Here is a 19,775-nt window from a genome sequence, read left to right as displayed (position 1 = left end):
ACCCATGCCGGACACACCAGGCAAGAGAGAGCGCGAGGAGCCGGCTGCCCCCGCCCCGAAGAGGCCGAAGACCCGGGCCCAGAGCGCGCCCGGCCGACAGCGCGAGGCGGAGGCGGCGGCCGCGGCGATACTCGCGGAGCAGGAGGCGCTGGCCGCCAAACGGGCCAAGGACCTGAGCGACCGGCCCAAGCCCGTGGCGGGCAACCGGGGCGACGGCCAGTTGCACGTCGCCTTCATCCGGGTCGGGCAGGGCGACTGCACCGTGATGTCCACCCCGCGGGGGCGGGTGCTGCTCTTCGACTGCGGCGCGAAGCCGAAGGAGGGGGCCAGGCCCGAGCCAAAGGAGACCGACACCCAGTTCACCAGCAGGTTGAAGGCGATCCTCAACGGCCCGAAGTTCATGAAGGACCACGACGTCATCGACGTGCTCATCACCACGCACGGAGACGTCGATCACTACAACAAGCTCACCGCGGTGCTGCCCGACACCGTCAAGATCGACAATTGGTACTACAGCGGCAGTGTCAACGACTACTCCGAAGGGGCCACCAGCTCCTTCATCAAGAGCCATCTCTCCAAGGGGGGCAGCGCCAAGGAGGTCGTGCTCAACAACGACGCCGCCCACGCGGCACCCGGCGTGTCACAGATCAACAAAACGGACGTCCCGCTCGCCGGCGCCGGCCAGACCATCGACCGGCTGGACGCGATGGGCGGTATCAGGATCATCGACGAGGTCGACGGCGGGAAGAGCGTCTGCACGGTGACGATCCTGGCCGCCGGCGTCGTCCACTCCTACACGGCGGACGCCAGCAATCCCAAGAACCGGGGCAGCATCGTCACCCTGGTCGAGGCCAACGGCGCCAAGATCCTGATGGTCGGCGACGCGACCGTCAACACCGAGCAGTTCCTGCTCAACACCGGCGCCGCCAACCGGATCGGGAACATGACCGTCGCGCAGGCAGGGCACCACGGCAGCATCAACACCTCGTCCTCGGTTGTCTTCATGAAGAAGGTCAATCCCGAGATGGTGGTGATGAGCGCCGGCTGGAAGATCCCTAAGGACCACCTGCCCAGCGAGGCGGTCGTCTCCCGCTACGTCGACCTGCTCGAAACGGCCGGGCGTCCCACGATCGACTCGCACGAGACGTTCTACTGGTCACCCGCGGCGATGGGCAGCTACGTCGCGGGGAGCGTGTTCAGCGAATACCCGGTCTTCAGCACCGGCTCGCGGGACACGATCTACTACACGAGGCCGGCCGGATGACCCCCGACGAGCTCAGCAACGCCGTGGCCCTGACCGGCACCCGGGTGGACGTGCCCGTGGACGCCCTGCCGGGTGCCGGGTCGCTGTTCACCGGCTTCTTCCCCGGCGGCCATGTCGTCATCGACCCGGTGACCTCCCGGACCGAGACGACCGACGGGGTGACCGTGACCGGTACCGGAGCGTCAGGTCCGTTCACCGGCATGACGGTGACCATGCGGTTCGCGATCGTCTCGGCCGCCGTCACCGTCTTCGCGCGGGCGGCGGGCGACACGAACTGGACGTTCACCAAGGCATTCCCGGACCTGCGCACCTCGGTGTTCGACACCCTGCGATTCCAGTCTCCGGAGCTGGTGCTCGACTCGACCGCCGCCACGATGACGTTCACCGGGACCCTGATCATCACCACCCCGCTGGCCCCGCTGGACCTGCTGATGCCCGGCGTCACGCACGCCGTCACCGGCGAGATCACCACCACGTCGGGGCCTCCCGGACTGAGCTTCCCGACCTCCACCGTGCCCGACATCCTGCTTTACGGGCCGGAGGGGGCGAGCCTGAACCTGGGCCTGTTCACCCTGTCCGACCTGCGGTACGAGATCCTCGCCGACCCGTTCTTCGACTACGACGCCATCGACTTCACCGTGCAGTGCTCGATGATGATCACCGGTACCGTCCCGATCACCGTGGCCGGTGTCCGGCACGAGGTGCTGCTGTACACCGAGATACGCGGCTGGGGCGAGAGCCTGATGTTCGTGGCGGACTTCTCCGAGCTGGGTGACCTGAGCCTGTCGGACGTCGCCTCGTTCGCCGGGCAGTCCGCGCTGCCGGTGCCGTTCGACTTCGACATCACCAGCCCGGTCCGGCTCACCGAGGTCCGCATGCTGGTCACCCCGTCTGCCCTGTCGGTCGCCTTCATCAGCCTGAAGCTGCAGACCCGGGAGTCCTGGACCGTCGTGCCGCGGCTGGTCGAGCTGCAGGCGATCGACGTCACCTTCCGGATCGACGCTCCGGGGCCCTCCGCGCGGTTGTCCGGGACGGTCGACGGCCTGGTCGGCATCGGCGAGGTCGGCACCCTGCAGCTCACCGCCGACTTCGGTACGGGCACGTTCGGCGGGGACCTGCGCGGGACCGACGGCCCGCTCGGCTTCCGGGAGGTCTACACCCACTTCACCGGCGCCGACCCGAGCCCCGTACCCGACCTGGCGGTGAGCAAGCTCGACTTCGGGCTCACCATCCCCGGCGGCGGCCGCGCCCTGGCGTACGACGGGTTCATCGAGCTGATCGGCGACTGGAAGCTGACCGACCAGGTGTCGCTGACCAACGTGATGTTCTCCATGGAGCACACCGACAAGACCCGGTTCGAGGCGCTGGCGATCTTCGTCATCCAGCGTGTCAACGTCAAGGTCACCGCCGGCTACGATCCGGCGCCCGACCGGCAGTGGGAGTTCAGTGGCGCGACCGGCCCCGGCCAGCAGATCGCCATCGGGTCCCTCCTCCAGACCCTGGCCGCCCGCTTCGGCTCCATCACGCTGCCCGCGCCGATCGCCCGGCTCGTGATCGAGAACCTGGGCATCGAGATCTCCACCGGGGCCAAGCGGCTGTTCGTGACCGGCGAGGCGCTGTTCCCCATCGACACCGTGCAGGCCGACCTGACCGTCGCCATCGACACCGCGCGGCGCGCCCTGGCCGCGAGCCTGACGGTGACCGTGCCGACGCCGCGCGGCCCGTTCACGCCCCGGTTCGACGTGCGGTTCGCCCGGCAGCAGGACGCCACCCTGTTCGCCGCGACCTACTCCCGCCCCGCCACCGATCCGGTGCCCCGGCTCAAGGACCTGGTCGGCGCGCTGTTGCCGTCGGCCGCCGGCTACGTCCCGGACGGCCTGGCGGTGGACCTGCGCGCCGCGTTCCTCGCCGTCGACGGCTCCACCTATGTGTTCGGCGCCGACCTCGCGCTCACCGTCGACCTGTCCCGGCTGCCGGTCGCGGGGGCCCATCTCAAGCTCGGCGAGATGGGCTTCGACCCGCTGCGGATGGTCGCGGTCTCCGCGCTGCTGCCCACCGCGAAGGTCAAGGCCGTCAACGACGTGCTGCCCACCACGATCGCCAAGCTCCCGGAACGGGACCTGACGGCCGGCTTCGTGGTGGACGGCCGACTCAAACTCGGGTCCCTGGAGCAGCCGCTGGTGCTGCCGGTCTCCGAGGGGACGCCCCCGGCGCCGACCGCGTCCCCCGGCACGCAGACCGCCGACAACACCCTGTGGTACAAGGTGCAGCGCACCTTCGGTCCCCTGCACATCGAGCGGGCCGGGCTGGCCTACCTGCACCCGCCCGGCCAGGAGGCCGTGCTCGCCGTGCTGCTGGACGCCTCCCTCACCGTGGCCGGGCTGACCCTGTCCCTGGACGGGCTGCAGGTCCGGGTGGTGGTCTCCGACCCGGGCACCGTGCCGTCCTTCGGGCTCAACGGCCTGGGCGTCTCCTACACCTCCGGGCCCGTGGAGATCAGCGGCTCGTTCCTCAAGAGCTCGGTGAGCTTCAATGGGGTCTCCTACCCCGCGTACAGCGGTCAGGCGGTGCTGCGCGCCAAGCAGCTCACCATCGGCGCGATCGGCTCCTACATCCAGCTCCCGCAGGGGCCGTCGCTGTTCGTGTACGCGTTCCTGAACTACCCGATCGGCGGGCCCGCGTTCTTCTTCGTGCGCGGGCTGGCGGCCGGCTTCGGCTACAACCGGCGGCTGATCCCGCCGAGTCTCGACAAGCTCGCCGACTTCCCGCTGGTCGCCGACGCGCTCGGCCGGCCCTCTCCCGACTCATTGGCCGGCAAGCTGCAACGGCTGCAGGAGGCACTGCCGCCCTCACCGGGCGACTTCTTCCTGATGGCCGGGATCCGCTTCACCTCCTTCCAAATGATCGAGTCGTTCCTGCTGCTGGCGGTGAGCTTCGGGCACCGGTTCGAGATGAACCTGCTGGGCCTGTCCACGCTGGTGCTGCCCGCCGCAGGCGCCGGGGCGGCCGGGGTCACGCCCATCGCCGAGGTCCAGCTCGCGCTGCGCGCCACGCTGGTCCCCGACGACGGAGTCTTCTCCATCACCGCCCAGCTCACCCCCAACTCCTACCTGCTCTCCCGGAACTGCCACCTGACCGGCGGGTTCGCGTTCGCCGGCTGGTTCTCCGGGGAGCACGCCGGGGACTTCGTCCTCACGGTCGGCGGCTACCACCCGCGCTTCACCCGCCCCGGCCACTATCCGGTCGTGCCCCGGCTGGGCCTCAACTGGCAGGTCACGCCGAAACTGCAGGTCTCCGGGGGCGCCTACTACGCCCTCACCCCGTCCGCGCTGATGGCCGGGGGCAACCTCAGCGCCACCTACCGCGACGACTCGCTGCGCGCCTGGTTCAACGCCTCGATGGACTTCCTCATCGCCTGGCAGCCGTACCAATACGAGGCCGCCGTGCACATCCTCGTCGGCGCCTCGTACACCTTCTCGTTCTTCGGTACGCACACCATCACCGCACACGTCGGGGCCGACGTGACCTTCTCGGGGCCGAACTTCGGCGGGCGCGCCTACATCGACCTCAGCATCATCTCCTTCACCATCAGCTTCGGCACCGGCGGCTCCGGCAAGCCTCAGCCGATCCCGTGGAGCCGGTTCCGCGACACCCTCCTGCCCGCTCGCGAACAGATCACCACGGTCGCGCTGCGCGGCGGATCCCTGGTCCCCGGAACCGGCGAGGACTTGGGAGTCGTCGAACCGCACGGCCTGGCGCTGGTCACCGACTCGGTCGTCCCGAGCACCTCCGCCGAGCGCGGCCCGGCGACCGGCGGTACGGCGCTGCCGCGCGGCCGCACCGCCGGCTCGTTCGGGATCAGCCCGCTCGGCCTGGCATCGGCGTCTGCCACGCACCGGATCGAGATCACCAACGGCGGCCGGCGGATGGACCACCTGTTCGGCTACGAACCGGTCGGCAAGAAGCTGCCCTACGCCCTGTGGGGTGGCGAGCTGGAGACCTCGGTGCGCCATCCCCAGCTGGTGGGCGACCTGCTCACCGGCTACACGGTGCGCCCGCTGCCGCCCACCGAACCGGCCGCCGCAGCCACCCTGCCGGGGGCGGCGCTGAGTTCGCTGACCCCGCTGTTCACCGAACGGAACGCCTTCGCGTGGGCGGCAGCGCAGCCGTACGTCCCCAGCGGCACCGACGAAGCGACCCGGGCCGGCGCCATCACCGGCGGGCTGGCCGACGGCGGCCTCGCCGCCACCCGCGCGGCACTTCGGGACGCCGTGCTGCCCGATGCCGAGATCGACCTCACCGGCGTCACGGCCGGACTGTTCCACGAGATCCCCCAGGTGGCGGAGCATGGATGACATCACGTTTCTCGACCACCGCCTGCCCACACTTCCGGCCGGCGACTACGTCATCACCGCCACCCAGACGATCTCCCTGGACACCACGCCGTTCACGGCGCGGCGGCGGTTCACCGTCGGCGGCGAGCGGTTCGCCCTGCCGCCGGACCGGTTGACGGCCCGTTTCCCGCCGGACGGCAGCCTCGGCGACCATCACAGCGTCCTGCCGCACGTCGTCCTGGATCGGCCGACCCTGCCATGGGAGCGCTCGCCGGGCGCCGTCACCGGGCCCTGGCTGGTGCTGTTGCTGTTCGCCGAGGACGAGCGCCCGGACCCTAAGGTGATCGAGCTCAGCAAGCTGGGCGCCGGCCCCGCCTACCACCCTGCCACCACGCTCGAGACCCACCAGGCGCTCGCCGACCCGGTCACGGTGATCGACGTCCGCCGGAGGGTGCTGGAGGCGGTGCTCCCCGCCGCGGCGGATCTGCCCTACCTCGCGCACCTGCGGCGCACCCCGGGCACCCCGGACGCCGCAGTGATCATCGGGAACCGGCTGCCTCCCGCCGGCGCCTTCAGCACGGTCCATCTCGTCTCCGTCGAGGGCCGTTACCGCGCCGGCGGTTTCGACCTCGGCACCGGCGGACCCGACTCGCTCGTCCGCCTGATCACACTCGCCAACTGGCGGTTCGGCTGCCTGGACGACGACCAGACCTTCGCCACGCTTGTGCGCGACCTGGCCGGTGACGGCAGCCCGTACCGGCTGCCCGACAGCGGCAATCCCGACGCCGACCGGTACCTGCGCGAGGGCCACGTCGCGGTCCGGCACACGCTGCGCCAGGGCGGCCGCACCGTGTCCTGGTACCGCGGGCCGTTCACGACCGGCCCGGTCGCGGAGGCACCATTGACGGCCACCCGCGCCTCGGACCACCTGCTCTGTTTCCACCCCGACGTCGCGATGTTCGACACCGGCTACGCCGCCGCGTGGGAGCTGGGCCGGCTGCTGGCGCTGCGCAGCACCCCCTTCGCCACCGAACTGTACGAGTGGAAACGCAGGCGCGCCCAGAAGCGGCTGCGCGCAGAACGGGAGCCGGACACCGGCTACCCGCTGCGAGTGATGCCCATCGACGACACTCTGCCTGACACGCTCACCACCTGGCTGACCGGCCTGGCCAGACTGGACGGCGTGCCACCGGCCTACCTGATCCCCGACGAGCGGCTGCTCCCTCTGGAAAGCATCCGGTTCCTCCAGCTGGACCGGCAGTGGATCCGCCATCTGCTCGACGGGGCCTTCAGCATCGGCCGGCTGTCAGCCGCCGACGCCGAACTCGACCGTACCTTCCCGCTACCCTCCCCGGCTCCCGTGACCACGGGTGCGCTGATCCGCTCCGACCTGGTGCCCGGCTACCCGGGACTGCTGGTGGACGGCTTCGCCGGCACGGACCAGAGCGCTCCCCTGCCGTCGCGGCTGGTACGGCTCACCCCGAACATCCTGCTCTGCCTCTTCGAAGGAGTGCTGGCCCGGCTCGACATCCATCAGCAGCCCGAGTCGCTGCACTTCGCGGTGGAACTGCCGGCCGAGGGCATGTACGCCAAGTCGCTGCGCAACGCGACCGGCGACCCCGGACCAGCCGTCGGCCCGTTTCCCCTCGACCCCGGCGGCCGGCTGCCCGTCGCCGATCTGGCGGCCACCATTGCCGCCACGCTGAACACCCCGGCTCTCGGCTCCGCCGGCTTCGCTCGCCAAATGATCGAAAGCGGCGACCGGGTCAGCTTCCTGCGCACCCCCTGAGGCGAATCAATGACTCCCGGCTCACCGGCTATACCGGATCGCCGTTCTGCCCCGGTTTGCTGTGCTCGATGGAGGCGCCTGCTCCTCCGCGTGCTGGGGCGGGCGGCGAGCGCCGACGAGGACAACGAGACTGGCCTCCGCCCTCACATGGAGGGCGAAAGCCAGTCCCAGCGTTCATCTTGGGCTCAGATCAAGAGCCCTTGAACAGGTGATGTCCGCTCGAGGGTGTCAGTCGAACGACACCCAGATGACCCTGCCGTTGCCCGGATTGTAGGAACCGCAGGGGTAGTGGTGTCTCATGGCGAGTGCCCGGCTGCGCCAGGCGTCCCAGAGGGATAGTTCCGGGGAGAACACCTCCAGGCGCCTCGAGGCGCCGTCCCGGACCAGGAGGGTAGTGAAAGGCCGCTGCCTCGACCCGCGGACGGTAAGCACGAACTTCTTCGCCACCGTCAGTTGGGTCCCGGACAGGAGCTTCTCCAAATCCCTCAGGATCCGATCCAGGGGCACAGTATCTTCTTGGACCACCAGCCAATGCCACTGCAGGTGGACCAAGATCCACACCCCGAAGGGCGCTTGAGTCTGGTAGGGCAACGCTGGCATGCGTGACCCCTTTCCTTTGTTTGTGTTCCACGGTCGTTACCGCAGCCTGGACCGTCCGCCGGCTGGGTGGGGCGGCAAGGCCGCACCGGTACGTCCGAGCAGGTCGGCACCCGTCCACGTAAGGACGCCCCGGGCTGACTTTCTGCGGCGGACCGGCTGCCGAGCTCGACGAGCAACCCGGACGCAGCCGAACCGAGATCCCCCACAAAAGGCCGTGCCCCCACCCAGAGAACCGGGCAGGGGCCGTCGCCGAACACCTGCCCACCATCGAGTGGAGCTCCAGCTTGACCTGGGAGATCACCGAACCACTGCGTCGCGTTCGCCTCCTGTCGGCACGACCCGAATCCTCGTCTGCTCCACCGAACCTCCGCTACGTCGTCGTAGGTGCCAGGACCGGGCCAGGGGCCTGTCCGGTGGGCGAGGCGGTGGGCCCGTCCATCGCCTCGGTCGCGAATTCCGCCATGCCGTCTTCGAACGTGACGGCGGCGGTGAATCCCAGCTCCTGGTCGGCTTTGCGGGGTGAGGCGACGACATGGCGTACGTCCCCGAGCCGGTAGGCGCCGGTCACCACCGGCTGCGGTCCCCGGTACGCGGTCGCCAGCGCACACGCCATGTCGGCGACCGTGTGCGGTTCACCGCTCGCGATGTTGTACGCCTGCGACGTTCCCGTCCGGTTCACCGCCAGCACGTTCGCCCGGGCCACGTCGCGTACGTGGACGAAGTCCCGCCGCTGGCGGCCGTCCTCGAACACCTTCGGCGCCTGCCCGTGCCGTAGCGCCGACCGGAAGATCGCCGCGACTCCCGCGTACGGGGTGTCGCGTGGCATCCGGGGGCCGTAGACGTTGTGGTAGCGCAAGGTGGTCACGGTCGCGCCCGTGGTGCGTGCCCAGGAGGCCGACAGTCGTTCCTGAGCCAGCTTGGTGTCGGCGTAGACGTTGCGCGAATCCAGCGGCGCCGATTCGGTGACGACTCCGGATTCCAACGGTTCCCCGCAGATCGGGCAGGGTGGCTCGAACCTGCCGGCCCGCAGGTCGCTCTCGGCTCGTGGACCCGGCCGTACGTCGCCGTGGCGTGCGCAGGTGTAGGCGCCTTCTCCGTACACCACCATCGAGGAGGCCAGCACCAGCCGGTGTACCTTCGCCCGCGCCATCTCGGCCAGGAGCACCGCAGTGCCCAGGACATTGACCGACGCGTAGTCCGGCAGGTCGAGGGCGTCCACGCCCAGACCCACTTTCGCGGCCTGGTGGCACACGACCTCCACCCCGTCCAGGCATCGCGCCACGGTCACCGGATCTCGCACATCGCCCACCGTCCCCTGAGCAGCGGGCACGAGATCTAGACCGCGGACGTCGTGACCTGCGGCGATGAGCTCCTCGACGACCGGCAAGCCGATGAAGCCCGCCGATCCCGTCACCAGTACGCGCATGATCAGACGCTAACCGAACCGGGCAGCCGGATCACTCGGCCACCCGCCGACGTACGGAAATCGTAAGGAGCACCTGGATCGTGACGGCCGTCGCCCGAGGGCCCATCCGCCGCCCGGCCCGTTCCGCCCGGGGTTCTGGCGCAGTCCGCTGCGCGGTCCGTGGCTGTACCGGCTCACGCAGGGGGTGCACGTGATCCTCGGGCTGACCCTCGTACCGGTGCTGCTGGCCAAGCTGTGGTCGGTCATCCCCAAGCTGTTCGCCTGGCCACCGTCCCGCTCTCCCTACCCCGCACACCTGTACGGCGCGTGGATCTTCCTTGCGGCGTTCGTCGTCCATGTCGCCGTCAAGCTGCCACGGATGGTCCGCGCACTGCGGTCCCGCAGCCTCGGCCGCGAACGGCTTCCCGGCACGGATCATCGTCCCGAACGCCCCCGGCGTGCACAACACCAAATGGGTCGGACGGCTCGGTTCTGGCCGTCGAGCTCATGAGGACGCCTCCGGTGCGTGCAGTGTGCCGATGGGCGGGCTCCCGCTACGGTGCGAACCCGTTGCATCTGCTCGCGCTGCTGGCCTGCTTCGCGTTGGCCGGTTACGCGGCGGGCCGCGTCGCCGCCGTGGATCAACTACCTACGGGTACCGGCCGGGCTGTCCGGGCTGTTGCTGCTCGTCTGGTTCCCTCTCATCCTGCGACGATCCAGGCAGGTCTACCAAGCCTCGACCGGCCTGAGTCCAGACCCGTACCTGGGCGGGTGGCTCCTGGTGACCGGCGTGCTCCTACCGGATCGGCACTCGCGTACGCGCTCCGGCTGCGACGTGAGAGGTCACTGCGCGGACGGCAGAGCCGGACGCGGCAGCGGACCGGCAGGTGACACGGCGCCGCGATCACGATCGGCGCTACTGGCGGATCCGGGAGAAGGCCAGCAGTGGCAGGGCAATCAGTACGACGCAACCGATGGTCACCAGGATGCTCTGGAGGGGTGCGCGGTAGCGGGCCGGCACCCAGGTGGTGGTCATCGCGACCACCAGGACCAGTGGCGCCAGGATCAGATCGTGCGCGATCGCCGTTCCGCCGAACCACAGGGCCCAGCCGGCCGGATTGGTCTCGGCGGCGTGGGTGAGGAGACCGGACAGCCCGAGGAGTATCAGGGCGCCCCCGGCTACGTGCGCAAGGTGACGGGGTTTCATAGGACCACCACCCTGGTGACCCATTTGGTCTGCAGGACCCCTGGCCGGTCCGGTGCGATCAGGCGGCAGGGATGGCCGTGATCGGGGGTCAGCGGTGCGCCGTCGAGTTCGAGCGCGAGCAGCGTCAGCGGGTCGTGCCAGTGCGGTGCCCGCACCTCCGAGGTCCGGTAGCGCCCGGCGGGTTCCAGGGACTCGACCCGGACGCGGGCGTCGTCGGCGGCTCCGGCCATCCGCAACAGGTCCCGGAGCCGTACCCCCGCCCACGCTCCCTCGGCGCTCCAGCCCTCCACGCAGGCGATCGGCAACCGTGCGGAGTGACGCGGCAGCGCGCGTAGCTCCTCGAGGGACAGGCTCAGGTCTCGCTGCACCGCACCGGTGACGTGCAGCCGCCAGTCCGGGCGGACCGTGACCCTGGCGGCCGCCGCCGTCCTGTTCACCGGTACGCCTCGCCGCGGTGGCAGCGGGGCCAGCCAGGCGATCCGCGCCAGCGGCCGGAACGCCTCTCCGACGGTGGTGGCGGCGATGACGCCGCAGGCGGCGGCGGTGGTCGCGAAGAACCCCCGTCTCGTCAACGATGCCGTCCCGCGCGCGGAGTCCGCCGCCACCGGGTCCAGCCGCACGGGCCGGAAGACCGTACGACGTACCTTCGCCCACTCGTTGGTGACGTGGATGACGAGTGCGCCGACGAGGATGTAGGAGGTCCAGTAGTGCGTGGCAGGGAAGCTGAAGGGAAAGACATACCACCGGGCGACGTTGAGCACTCCGGTCGCCAGCTGGAACAGCGCCCCGGCGACCAGCAGGAACACCATGCTCCGTTCCAGGGCGTGTGCCGCCGACCGGACGGGCGGCCACTGCCAGAGCCTGGGATAGACGGTCCACAGCTTGGCCAGGAGCAGCGGGATGGTGGCCAGCCCGCCGATGACATGGAGCCCCTGCGTGAACCGGTAGAGGTTCACCGGCCTTGCGGGCCACAGCAGCCACTCCGGCGGATGCTGCATGAAGTGGCTGATCAGACCTGTGACGAAGGTGAGAGTGAAGCTGACACCGAGCCAGACGCCCAGCCAGGCCGCGACGCCTTCGTCGTGCAGGCGGCTGCCGAACCGGCTCGCGATCACCCTGGGCACCTCACCCGCGCGGCTCTTCACCTGGTCAGCGTGACGAACCATCGTCCGGCCTCCGTCCACCGGTCGGCCACCGTCAGCCCGCATCGTGGGGCCAGTGTGGCCGCGTCGTCGATGGCGACCTGCGCCCACCGGAACCAGTCCTCCGGTCCCGCCGCGGAGCGCAGCCGTACACACTCGGTGCGTGTCACCGTCCCCGGCCCGGTGACCTCGATCAGTGCCTGCCCGCCGGGCCGCATGAGCTCGGCGACGCGCAGCAGCAGCGCCTCCGGATCACCACCGATGCCGATGTTCCCGTCGGCCAGCAGCACGGTCTCCCAGCGGCCGGCGCCGGGGACCCTGTCGAAGACGTCCCGGTGCAGCGCGAGCCCGCCCGCCGCCCGGCAGAGTTCGACGGTGTAGAGGGTCACGTCGATCCCGAGAGCGGGCACACCCCGCTCGCCGAGCGCCACGGTCAGTCTGCCGGGCCCAGAGCCGATGTCGAGAGTGAGCCCGGCACAGCGGTCCAGCAGGGCGGCATCGCCGGGCCGCTCGCTCAGCCAGTCCTGGACGGGCAGGGGTGTACGGCGCCCGTCTGCGTACTCGATGTCCACGGGCGTCAGCCCGGCCAGTGAGCTTTCGTAGAGCCCGCCGATCATGCTCTCCCCCGCAGCACTCGCATGGTGTGCGCGAACCGGCCGTGCGGCGCGCAGGCGGCCACCCGTTCGGCGTCGGCGGCGGTGTCGACGTCGACCAGTTCCGGCAGCCCGGCGACACGGAGACCGGCGCGCCGGAGCCGGGCGAGCTGGGCGGCGCCGGTGTCGGGCCGCGACATCGGCACCCCGGTGAGCAGCCGAGGGTCGGGGGTACGCAGGCCGAGCAGCCAGAAACCACCGTCGCCGGCCGGTCCGAGAACCGCGTGGTGGGTGCCGAGCGCTCTTCCGGCCGCGGCCAGCAGACCGGTCGTGACCTGCGGGGTGTCCATGCCGATCAGTACCAGCGGACGTCCCCGGTGGGCGTCGTCGAAGGCGGCGGCAAGGCGCTCGTCCAGCCCGTCACCTCGCTGCGTGACGATCTCGATACCGGGTGGCAGCCACGGGCCCGGCTCCCCGGCGAGCGCGAGCACCCGGCGCACGGCCGGGGTCGCGACGACGGTGTCCAGGGTGTCGGCCAGCGCGGCCTCGGCCAGCGCGGCGGCCTGCCCGGGGCTGTAGGGCGGGGTCAGCCGGGTCTTGACCCGCCCGGGCCGGGGTTCCTTCGCGATGACGATGAGGTCGATGGCGCTCACGTGGCCAGGACCTTGCGCATGTCACGCACCGCGCGCACGGTGCCCCGGACCGTCCCGGTGACCTTGGAACGGCCGCGCCGGGGAAGATAGGAGACATCGATCTCCGCGATGTCCCAGCCGGACCGCGCCGCCCGCAGCACCATCTCCAGCGGATAACCGAAACGACGGTCGGTGAGCCCGAGGCCGAGCAGGTCGACGCGGCGGGCCGCCCGCATCGGTCCCAGATCGTGCAGCCGCGGGCCGCCCGTACGCCGGTTGAGCGAGGAGGCCAGCACCGCGTTGCCGAGCCGGGCATGGACCGGCCAGGCTCCGCGCTCGGTCGGGCGGCGCCGTCCCAGCACCAGCCCGGCCTGCGACAGCGCGGCGACCAGAGCGGGCAGCTCGACGGGGTCGAGCGAGGCGTCCGCGTCCATGAAGCACACGAACTCGGTGGTGGCGGCCAGCAGTCCGGCGTGGCAGGCGGCCCCGAACCCACGCCGCGGCTCATGCACGACCTGCGCGCCATGGCCGCGCGCTATCTCGGCCGAGCCATCGGTCGAACCGTTGTCCACCACGATCGGGTGGTAGCCGGCCGGCATCCGGTCCAGGACCCACGGAAGCGCCTCGGACTCGTCCAGACAGGGCAGAACGACAGTGATCATGCTCATGAAGTTAAGCCTGGAGGGCCTTGATCGACCCTTACGTAGTGATGACGCCCGCCCGTGTTTGTCCAGGTCATGACTGTAGGCACACAGAGACGTCGTGCCGCCGCCGAAGACGGCCGTCCGGGCATCACACCTGAACAGCGAAGTCCCGCCTGCGATCACCTACGGGCCGGTCGCTCTGTCGAGGCACCGCGGATCGGAAGACCGCGCGGAACCCTGCGGACTCAGGCGGGCACCACGACAGGTTCCTCCTCCGGCGCAGGGGTCCTCCGGGCATCGAGAGTCCTCCGCACCACGGACACGAGGAGGACCACCAGCGCTCCGGTCCCGTACCCGATGCGGGTCGCCTCCGGGGCGGGCAGACCCAGATCGATCATCGCCCACATGAGATGCCCGCCCGCCCCGACCGCGAGCCACTCGGCCCTGCCGTCCAGCGCGACGAGCACGATGACCAGTTCGCCGTACCAGGGCAGGGCCGGTGAGGTGACGAGCAGGAAGACTCCGGCCATCACCAACGCTCCCCGCCAGGGCCGCTCCGGATCCGCGGTCCGCCAGACCGCGAGTGCCGCCACCGCCAGGACCATCACCGCCACCGGGCCTGCATACATGTGCGGAACGACCAGGCCGAGCAGTGCGAACCGGGACCCGGACTCGTACCCCTCCTCCTTGAGGTAGCCGGGCAGGTAGCCGAGCACGCCGCCACCGACGGCGAGCACGTGAGGGAGGTAGACCGCGCCGATCGCCCCGGCCGCCGCCAGCGCCACCTCGAAGGGACGACGACGCGCGATCGCAGGGGCGACCAGCACCGGGAGGAACTTCGCGGCGACGGCCAGCCCGAGCACCACGCCCCCGAGCAGTGCCCTCCGGCGGCTCCCCGCCCTGGCGAGGACGAGCAGGGCCCCCAGCATCAGGAAGACCTCGACGACATCAACGTGCGCGTTGTTGCCCGCCTCCAGCGCCACCAGCGGACACCACGCCCACAGCACCGCGAGACGCGGATCGCGGCCGAGCCCGCTCAGCCCGACCACCAGCAGCACCGTCGTCGCCACGGCCACGACCGCCGCCGCGATCTGGATGGGCCGGGTACGGGCGTTCCCCGGCGACAGCGCGTGCACGGCCACGAAGTAACCCTCGGCCACCGGTGGATAGATCGTGTGCACGGCCGGCCGATTGATCAGCGTGCACCCGGGGGCGAGCAGCTCACCGGCGCTGTCCGGATCGGGCACTCCCGGTCCGACGCACCGGGACTCCGTCGTCCGCTGCCACAGAAACGAGGGATCCCGGTACCGGCTCAGCTCCGGAGCGGCCGGAACATAACGGTACGGATCGATCCCGGCGGCCTGCACTCGCCCATCCCAGATATACCGGTAAGAGTCACTACTGGTACGCGGCGGAGCGGAGAACGCGGCGACCTGCAGGCCGATACCACCAACGATGATCAGCAGTACGGCCGCACGCACGGGCAGGCCACGAACGAGCCAGGCACCCCCGGCGAAGACCGCCCAGGCGACCGCCTGCACTAGGGTCCGCCCGGCAGCCCCTCCCCCAGGCACAGGGTGCACCTCCGACGACACCAGCGCGCACAACGCCACTACTGCGACGATCGCCCCACACGCCCTCGCTCCGTTCGCCCTGGTCACGCCTACACCGTCGCACCCAGCCCGGCTTTGCAGAAGGACATTCACCTTCGCTTACGCGATCCGTAAGAACTCGTGGTCGCCGACCAGCCCGTCCAGCCGCGCATGAATCCGTGCCGTCCCGTCCCGGTTACGGCCGGACTCCCCTACAGACCGGCACCTCACCGGGCGGTTTCGCCGACGTCACCGCCCGGCTCTGCGAGCACCTCGGCATCGGCCAGGTGGCGGCGGTCGTGGGCATCTCGGGAGGCGGGCCGACCGCGGTGACGATGGCGGCCAGTCGGAGTCCTGGAAGCCGCCGCCTCGGGACTGGATGCCGAACGGCCCACGGACTGGCCTCGGTGGCAACGGCTGATCCCGCACGTCCGGGCCCTGCTGACGTGGAGCGCCCCCGCTCTGGCCGACACCGACCTGATCCGCCTGCTAGGCCTGGGCCGCGAAACCCTCAGTTCTCTCTGGCTGGACGGCAACCGGGAGAGTGCCCTGGGCCCTGAGCATCCCGACACCCTGACCACCTACTGCCGCATCTCAGGCAGGCCACGCTGACCAATTGAGATCACGACGAGGTCGCAGTCCGCCCGCCCTTGACTGCGTTCAACCGGGACTCCTCGGTCTGAGGCTCGTCACGTCCCGTTTCTCCCCGACTCCGGCCTATCGAGCGCAGGTAGCGTTCGCCAAGGATCGCGAGATGGTCGATGAGACCGGGCGGCCCTGTGGCCTCGAAGTCGAGTCCGAGCATGCCGATGTACACCGCGATGGTCTCGAGGCTGTCGGCTCCGGTCACGAGCACGCACTGCTCGTCGCTGACCGACTCGACCACGCCGACGGTGGCATTGATACGCGACAGCACCTCTTGTGCGGAGGCGAACACGGTGATCCGGGCGTGCACCTTCCAGCCCGTCGAGGCGACGTCGCGCAGGACGAAGCTCGTGTAGTCGAGCCCGGGCAGCGGGGTCGGGGTGAACACGCGGCGGGTGGGCATGCGCGGGTCGATCCAGTCTGCCCGGAACGTCGCCCAGGTGCCGGCGTGCGGGTCGCGGCCGACCAGGTACCAGCGGCGCATCCAGCTGACGAGCCGGTAGGGCTCCACGAGCTTGTGCCCGGACGTCGCCGCCGTGCCGGAGGGGGGCTCGTCCGCCCGGTCATCGGACCCGGTGGTGTAGTCAAAGCGGAACCATTCGCGGTCGCGGACGGCCATCGCGATCTGGGTCAGGACCGCCGCGTCGATTTCGGGGTCCTCGACGTTGGAGCCGGTGTTGTGCGGCCCCTGCGAGGTGGACTCGTGGATCGCCGCCACCTGGCGGCGAAGCCGGTGCGGCAGCACCTGTTCCAGCTTGGCCAGGGCACGGGCGCTGCTGTCCTCGATGCCGCTGATGCCGGTTCCGGCGCGCAGCCCGATCGCGACGGCGACGGCCTCCTCATCATCCAGCAGCAGAGGCGGCAGCTTCGCGCCGACGCCGAGCTTGTAGGAGCCTGTCGTGCCGCGCGTGGCGTCCACGGGATAGCCGAGCTCGCGCAATCGCTCAATGTCGTTACGGATCGTACGGCCGCTCACGCCGAGACGTTCGGCCAGCTCAGAGCCGGGCCAGGACGGTCGCGACTGCAGCAGCGACAGCAGAGCGAGCCGCCTCGCCGAAGTTTTCAACATGATCTGCATCATGCCGCACCATTAGGAATCAAGTCTTCCTATATGGCTTCTACCGTGAAGCCATGACGACGACGAAGAACTCCGCTTCCACCGAGATCCGCTCCTTCCGCGTAGAGGTCGCGCAGGCCGAGCTCGACGATCTCACCCGGCGGCTGGCCAACACCCGGCTGCCCCGCCCTGCCGCGGTCGACAACTGGGACCTCGGCACGCCCAACCGCTACCTGCGCGAGACCGTCGACCACTGGCGCGACACGTTCGACTGGCGGGAGCAGGAGGCACGGATGAACGAGTTCCCGCACTACCTCACCGACGTCGACGGCCAGGAGGTCCACTTCATCCACGTGCCCTCCGCTGAGCCGGATGCCACCCCCCTGCTGCTCATCCACACCTACCCCGGCTCGTTCGTGGACTTCCTCGACATGATCGGACCGCTCACCGACCCCGTCGCGCACGGCGGACAGGCCGAGGACGCCTTCTCCGTGGTCGTCCCGTCGATCCCCGGCTTCGGCTTCAGCACCCCGCTGTCCGGCGGGGACTGGACGATGGCGCGGGTCGCCCGCACCTTCGACGCCCTCATGCGCCGGCTGGGCTACGAAACCTACGGCTCGCACGGCAGCGACGCCGGCGCCATGATCTCCCGGGAGCTCGGGCTGCTCGAGCCGCCCGGATACCTCGGCATGCACGTGCTGCAGCTGTTCTCCTTCCCTTCGGGCGACCCGGCCGAGCTCGCCGGCTTCGGGCCCAAGGAGTACGCAGCGCTGGAGCACCTGCAGTGGTTCCAGTCGGTCGGCGGCTACAACGCGATCAACGCTTCCCGGCCGCAGACCGTCGCGGTCGGCATAGCGGACTCGCCGGTCGGCCAACTGGCCTGGAGCGAGCTGTTCAACTCCTTCGGCAACGGCACGAGCCTGGTGACCCGCGACCAGATCCTCACCCAGGTCACGCTGTACTGGCTCACCAACACCCAGGCCACCGCAGGCCGCTACCACTACGCCGAGGCGCGCTCCGGCGCGGAACCGGCCATCAACACCGCACCGACCGGCGTCGTGGTCTTCGCCGACGACTTCCAGACCATCCGCTCCCTCGCCGAACGCGACAACACCAACATCGTGCACTGGAGCGAGTTCCCCACCGGCGGCCACTACGCGTCCCTCGAGAACCCGGACGCGGTGACCGCCGACCTGCGCACCTTCTTCGCCACGCTACGGAAGGACTGAACTCCCGCTAGGCGACAAAATGCCCTGACGTGGCACGACGTAACCGGCTCCCGACCCGGCGGTGAGGGACCAGCCCGCCGCCGGAGGGAGGCTGCACAAATGTCATGGGGCCGTCCGCGAACACGGACGGCCCATGACCTTGGCCAGGCGTCGACTTCAAGCGGCCGGCCCCGCCGGCGTGCCTGGGGTCGGCCTCGTCGTCCGCTGGGGTCGCTATCGGCCAGGAAGCGGATGAGCTCCAGATCCTCCTCAACGGAGCTGTCCCCTGAGCTGCGCCGGATATCTCTGGGCCAACCGAGCCAGGTGCATTGGGTCGCGATGCCCTAGCGTCACGAACCCCCATGCGCACGATGGTCGATCCCTAGCCCGCCAGTGATCCCGAATCGGTACGTGATCATCAGCGGACGGCGCGGTGTACTCGTCACGTGGCGAGTGACGCGACCATCCAAGCCAAGCCGAAATAGTCGCCCAGGTGCGCGGGACGATTGACGACCTTCGCGTACACCTGGTCGTCGATCGTGAACAACACGGCCATCAGATCGACCGCGTAAAGCATGACGAAGCCGCAGAACACCCCCACTGCCAGGGTCAACGCGGTGGAGGCGTTGTACAGCGCGGCTCGTTCGCGCTCCTGGGGAGAACGGTCGATCGGCCGCTCCCACAGGTCGCTGTGCACGATGAGCCAGACGACCATGACGATGATCGAGAACACGGCCAGCACTCCGAGCCGAGCTCCGCTGAGCGCCTGTGAGAGCAGCCAGATGTTTCCGTTGATCATGGCGATGGATCTCGACGCGCCACTCACGGTCATGGAGCCATCGGGTGAACAGCCGCGGCAGCTCCCGCGAGAGCCGCTCGGCGAGCTCTGCCGGGGCGCCGGGGTCGGTCAGCAAGGCGACCACGGTCTGCCCAGTGTGCGTCTGTGCGCTACCGGTCGCCATCGCGGCCAACATCCCCCGCCGTCCCGTTGTCGTCGCTCGGCCCTACCCTGCCGAGCGGCCTTCGGTATCACATCCCCTGGTCAGATGGTTGTCTTCGCGGTGGCACTCACACCTCTTGCTGGGCGCCGACTACACCGACTTCTACTTCACGCGCGAGCAGCTCTCAGCCCTGAACGCCGTCCTGGCGACCTGACTCGGTTCCCCGAGCTCTCACCTTTACTGCCGGGCCGGCACCACCAAGGTCCGATGCCCGCGAGACACGTCCGGCCGTTCCTGATGTTCGTTCGTCTCTCAGGACCCTCGTCCGGCTGCTCCGGGTCGGTGCGGCCGCAGGCCCTCCTCACCCGCCCCTGTTGTTTGATCCAAAAATGGTTATCTGGGGGTTCCGGGAAAGCGATCCGAGCCCTTTGACTGGATCCGTAGGGTCAGAGGGCGGGACTGATCGATCGTGCTCGGCCTGATCTGGGCGCGATCAGCGGGATGCAGCGCGGTACGCGTCGCTACTCGCGGTTCTGACCGGCAGCTACGAGATCTTGGTGGACCCCGGAGCTCGCCGATATGGCCCGGCATGTGCTCAACACCGCCGGATGGCCGCAGAGACCTTCAATAGTCCGACGCAGACGGTAACGGAGTCGCGTTCGCGTATATGGATCTCCTGGCTCGGAGCGTCCGACGGCACTTGCGGCCGAGTTCAGCGGAAC

Annotated in this window: 15 protein-coding genes; 5 read left to right on the top strand and 10 right to left on the bottom strand. The window is 69.8% G+C overall.

Translation table 11 applies throughout. The annotated features are described in order from the left end of the window. Positions 1–4 precede the first annotated feature (4 nt). Genes ACRYCC_RS15170 through ACRYCC_RS15160 form a run of 3 tightly spaced genes read left to right on the top strand, consistent with a single transcriptional unit; the run spans position 5 to position 7,387 of the window. Positions 5–1,264: a ComEC/Rec2 family competence protein gene (locus tag ACRYCC_RS15170; protein ID WP_433812495.1), complete on the top strand. Its 1,260-nt coding sequence runs from the start codon at positions 5–7 to the stop codon at positions 1,262–1,264. Beyond that, complete coding sequence (locus tag ACRYCC_RS15165; RefSeq protein ID WP_433812494.1) at positions 1,261–5,619, top strand: DUF6603 domain-containing protein; 4,359 nt, start codon at positions 1,261–1,263, stop codon at positions 5,617–5,619. Before ACRYCC_RS15170 ends, ACRYCC_RS15165 begins: the two co-directional genes overlap by 4 nt. Further along, on the top strand, positions 5,612–7,387 hold the full coding sequence (locus tag ACRYCC_RS15160; RefSeq protein WP_433812492.1) for a hypothetical protein: 1,776 nt from the start codon (positions 5,612–5,614) through the stop codon (positions 7,385–7,387). Before ACRYCC_RS15165 ends, ACRYCC_RS15160 begins: the two co-directional genes overlap by 8 nt. Positions 7,388–7,615: 228 nt before the next feature. On the opposite strand, the gene ACRYCC_RS15155 is transcribed toward ACRYCC_RS15160, so the two are convergent. Both ACRYCC_RS15155 and ACRYCC_RS15150 read right to left on the bottom strand, forming a co-directional pair. Continuing rightward, positions 7,616–7,867 carry a hypothetical protein gene (locus tag ACRYCC_RS15155; RefSeq protein WP_433812490.1) on the bottom strand — a complete coding sequence of 84 codons (252 nt, stop codon included), beginning with the start codon at positions 7,865–7,867 and terminating at the stop codon, positions 7,616–7,618. 490 nt (positions 7,868–8,357) lie between these two features. Continuing rightward, positions 8,358–9,413, bottom strand: a complete 1,056-nt coding sequence (locus tag ACRYCC_RS15150; RefSeq protein ID WP_433812488.1) for an NAD-dependent epimerase/dehydratase family protein — start codon at positions 9,411–9,413, stop codon at positions 8,358–8,360. 190 nt (positions 9,414–9,603) lie between these two features. On the opposite strand from ACRYCC_RS15150, the gene ACRYCC_RS15145 reads away from it, so the two are divergent. Beyond that, positions 9,604–9,903 (top strand): hypothetical protein, encoded by a 300-nt coding sequence (locus ACRYCC_RS15145; protein WP_433812486.1) that lies wholly within the window; start codon positions 9,604–9,606, stop codon positions 9,901–9,903. 405 nt (positions 9,904–10,308) lie between these two features. On the opposite strand, the gene ACRYCC_RS15140 is transcribed toward ACRYCC_RS15145, so the two are convergent. From ACRYCC_RS15140 to ACRYCC_RS15110, 7 genes are all read right to left on the bottom strand, one after another. Continuing rightward, on the bottom strand, positions 10,309–10,599 hold the full coding sequence (locus ACRYCC_RS15140) for a hypothetical protein (RefSeq protein ID WP_433812484.1): 291 nt from the start codon (positions 10,597–10,599) through the stop codon (positions 10,309–10,311). Beyond that, on the bottom strand, positions 10,596–11,765 hold the full coding sequence (locus tag ACRYCC_RS15135) for a molybdopterin-dependent oxidoreductase (RefSeq protein ID WP_433812482.1): 1,170 nt from the start codon (positions 11,763–11,765) through the stop codon (positions 10,596–10,598). The genes ACRYCC_RS15140 and ACRYCC_RS15135 overlap by 4 nt, the downstream gene beginning before the upstream one ends. Beyond that, positions 11,741–12,358: a class I SAM-dependent methyltransferase gene (locus ACRYCC_RS15130; protein ID WP_433812480.1), complete on the bottom strand. Its 618-nt coding sequence runs from the start codon at positions 12,356–12,358 to the stop codon at positions 11,741–11,743. The genes ACRYCC_RS15135 and ACRYCC_RS15130 overlap by 25 nt, the downstream gene beginning before the upstream one ends. After that, positions 12,355–12,987, bottom strand: a complete 633-nt coding sequence (locus ACRYCC_RS15125) for a TIGR04282 family arsenosugar biosynthesis glycosyltransferase (protein ID WP_433812478.1) — start codon at positions 12,985–12,987, stop codon at positions 12,355–12,357. The genes ACRYCC_RS15130 and ACRYCC_RS15125 overlap by 4 nt, the downstream gene beginning before the upstream one ends. After that, positions 12,984–13,628 carry a glycosyltransferase family 2 protein gene (locus tag ACRYCC_RS15120; RefSeq protein WP_433812477.1) on the bottom strand — a complete coding sequence of 215 codons (645 nt, stop codon included), beginning with the start codon at positions 13,626–13,628 and terminating at the stop codon, positions 12,984–12,986. The genes ACRYCC_RS15125 and ACRYCC_RS15120 overlap by 4 nt, the downstream gene beginning before the upstream one ends. Before the next feature lie 227 nt (positions 13,629–13,855). Then, complete coding sequence (locus ACRYCC_RS15115; RefSeq protein WP_433812475.1) at positions 13,856–15,151, bottom strand: glycosyltransferase 87 family protein; 1,296 nt, start codon at positions 15,149–15,151, stop codon at positions 13,856–13,858. Between the two features lie 673 nt (positions 15,152–15,824). After that, entirely contained in the window at positions 15,825–16,916 is a 1,092-nt protein-coding gene (locus ACRYCC_RS15110) for a helix-turn-helix transcriptional regulator (protein ID WP_433813890.1), read from the bottom strand. A 62-nt stretch (positions 16,917–16,978) separates the two neighbouring features. Between ACRYCC_RS15110 and ACRYCC_RS15105 the strand changes: the two genes are divergently transcribed. Next, entirely contained in the window at positions 16,979–18,133 is a 1,155-nt protein-coding gene (locus tag ACRYCC_RS15105; RefSeq protein ID WP_433812473.1) for an epoxide hydrolase family protein, read from the top strand. Positions 18,134–18,554: 421 nt separating this feature from the next. Here ACRYCC_RS15105 and ACRYCC_RS15100 read toward each other — a convergent pair whose 3' ends face one another. Beyond that, the gene (locus tag ACRYCC_RS15100) at positions 18,555–18,944 is read right to left on the bottom strand and encodes a hypothetical protein (RefSeq protein ID WP_433812472.1); all 390 of its coding nucleotides are present in this window, start codon (positions 18,942–18,944) and stop codon (positions 18,555–18,557) included. Positions 18,945–19,775 lie beyond the last annotated feature (831 nt).

It is taken from the genome of Actinomadura scrupuli, from assembly GCF_050971785.1.
Taxonomy (GTDB): domain Bacteria; phylum Actinomycetota; class Actinomycetes; order Streptosporangiales; family Streptosporangiaceae; genus Actinomadura_E; species Actinomadura_E scrupuli.
The sequence above is the reverse complement of the archived record's forward strand: the minus strand, read 5'-3'. Positions and strand labels throughout refer to the sequence as shown.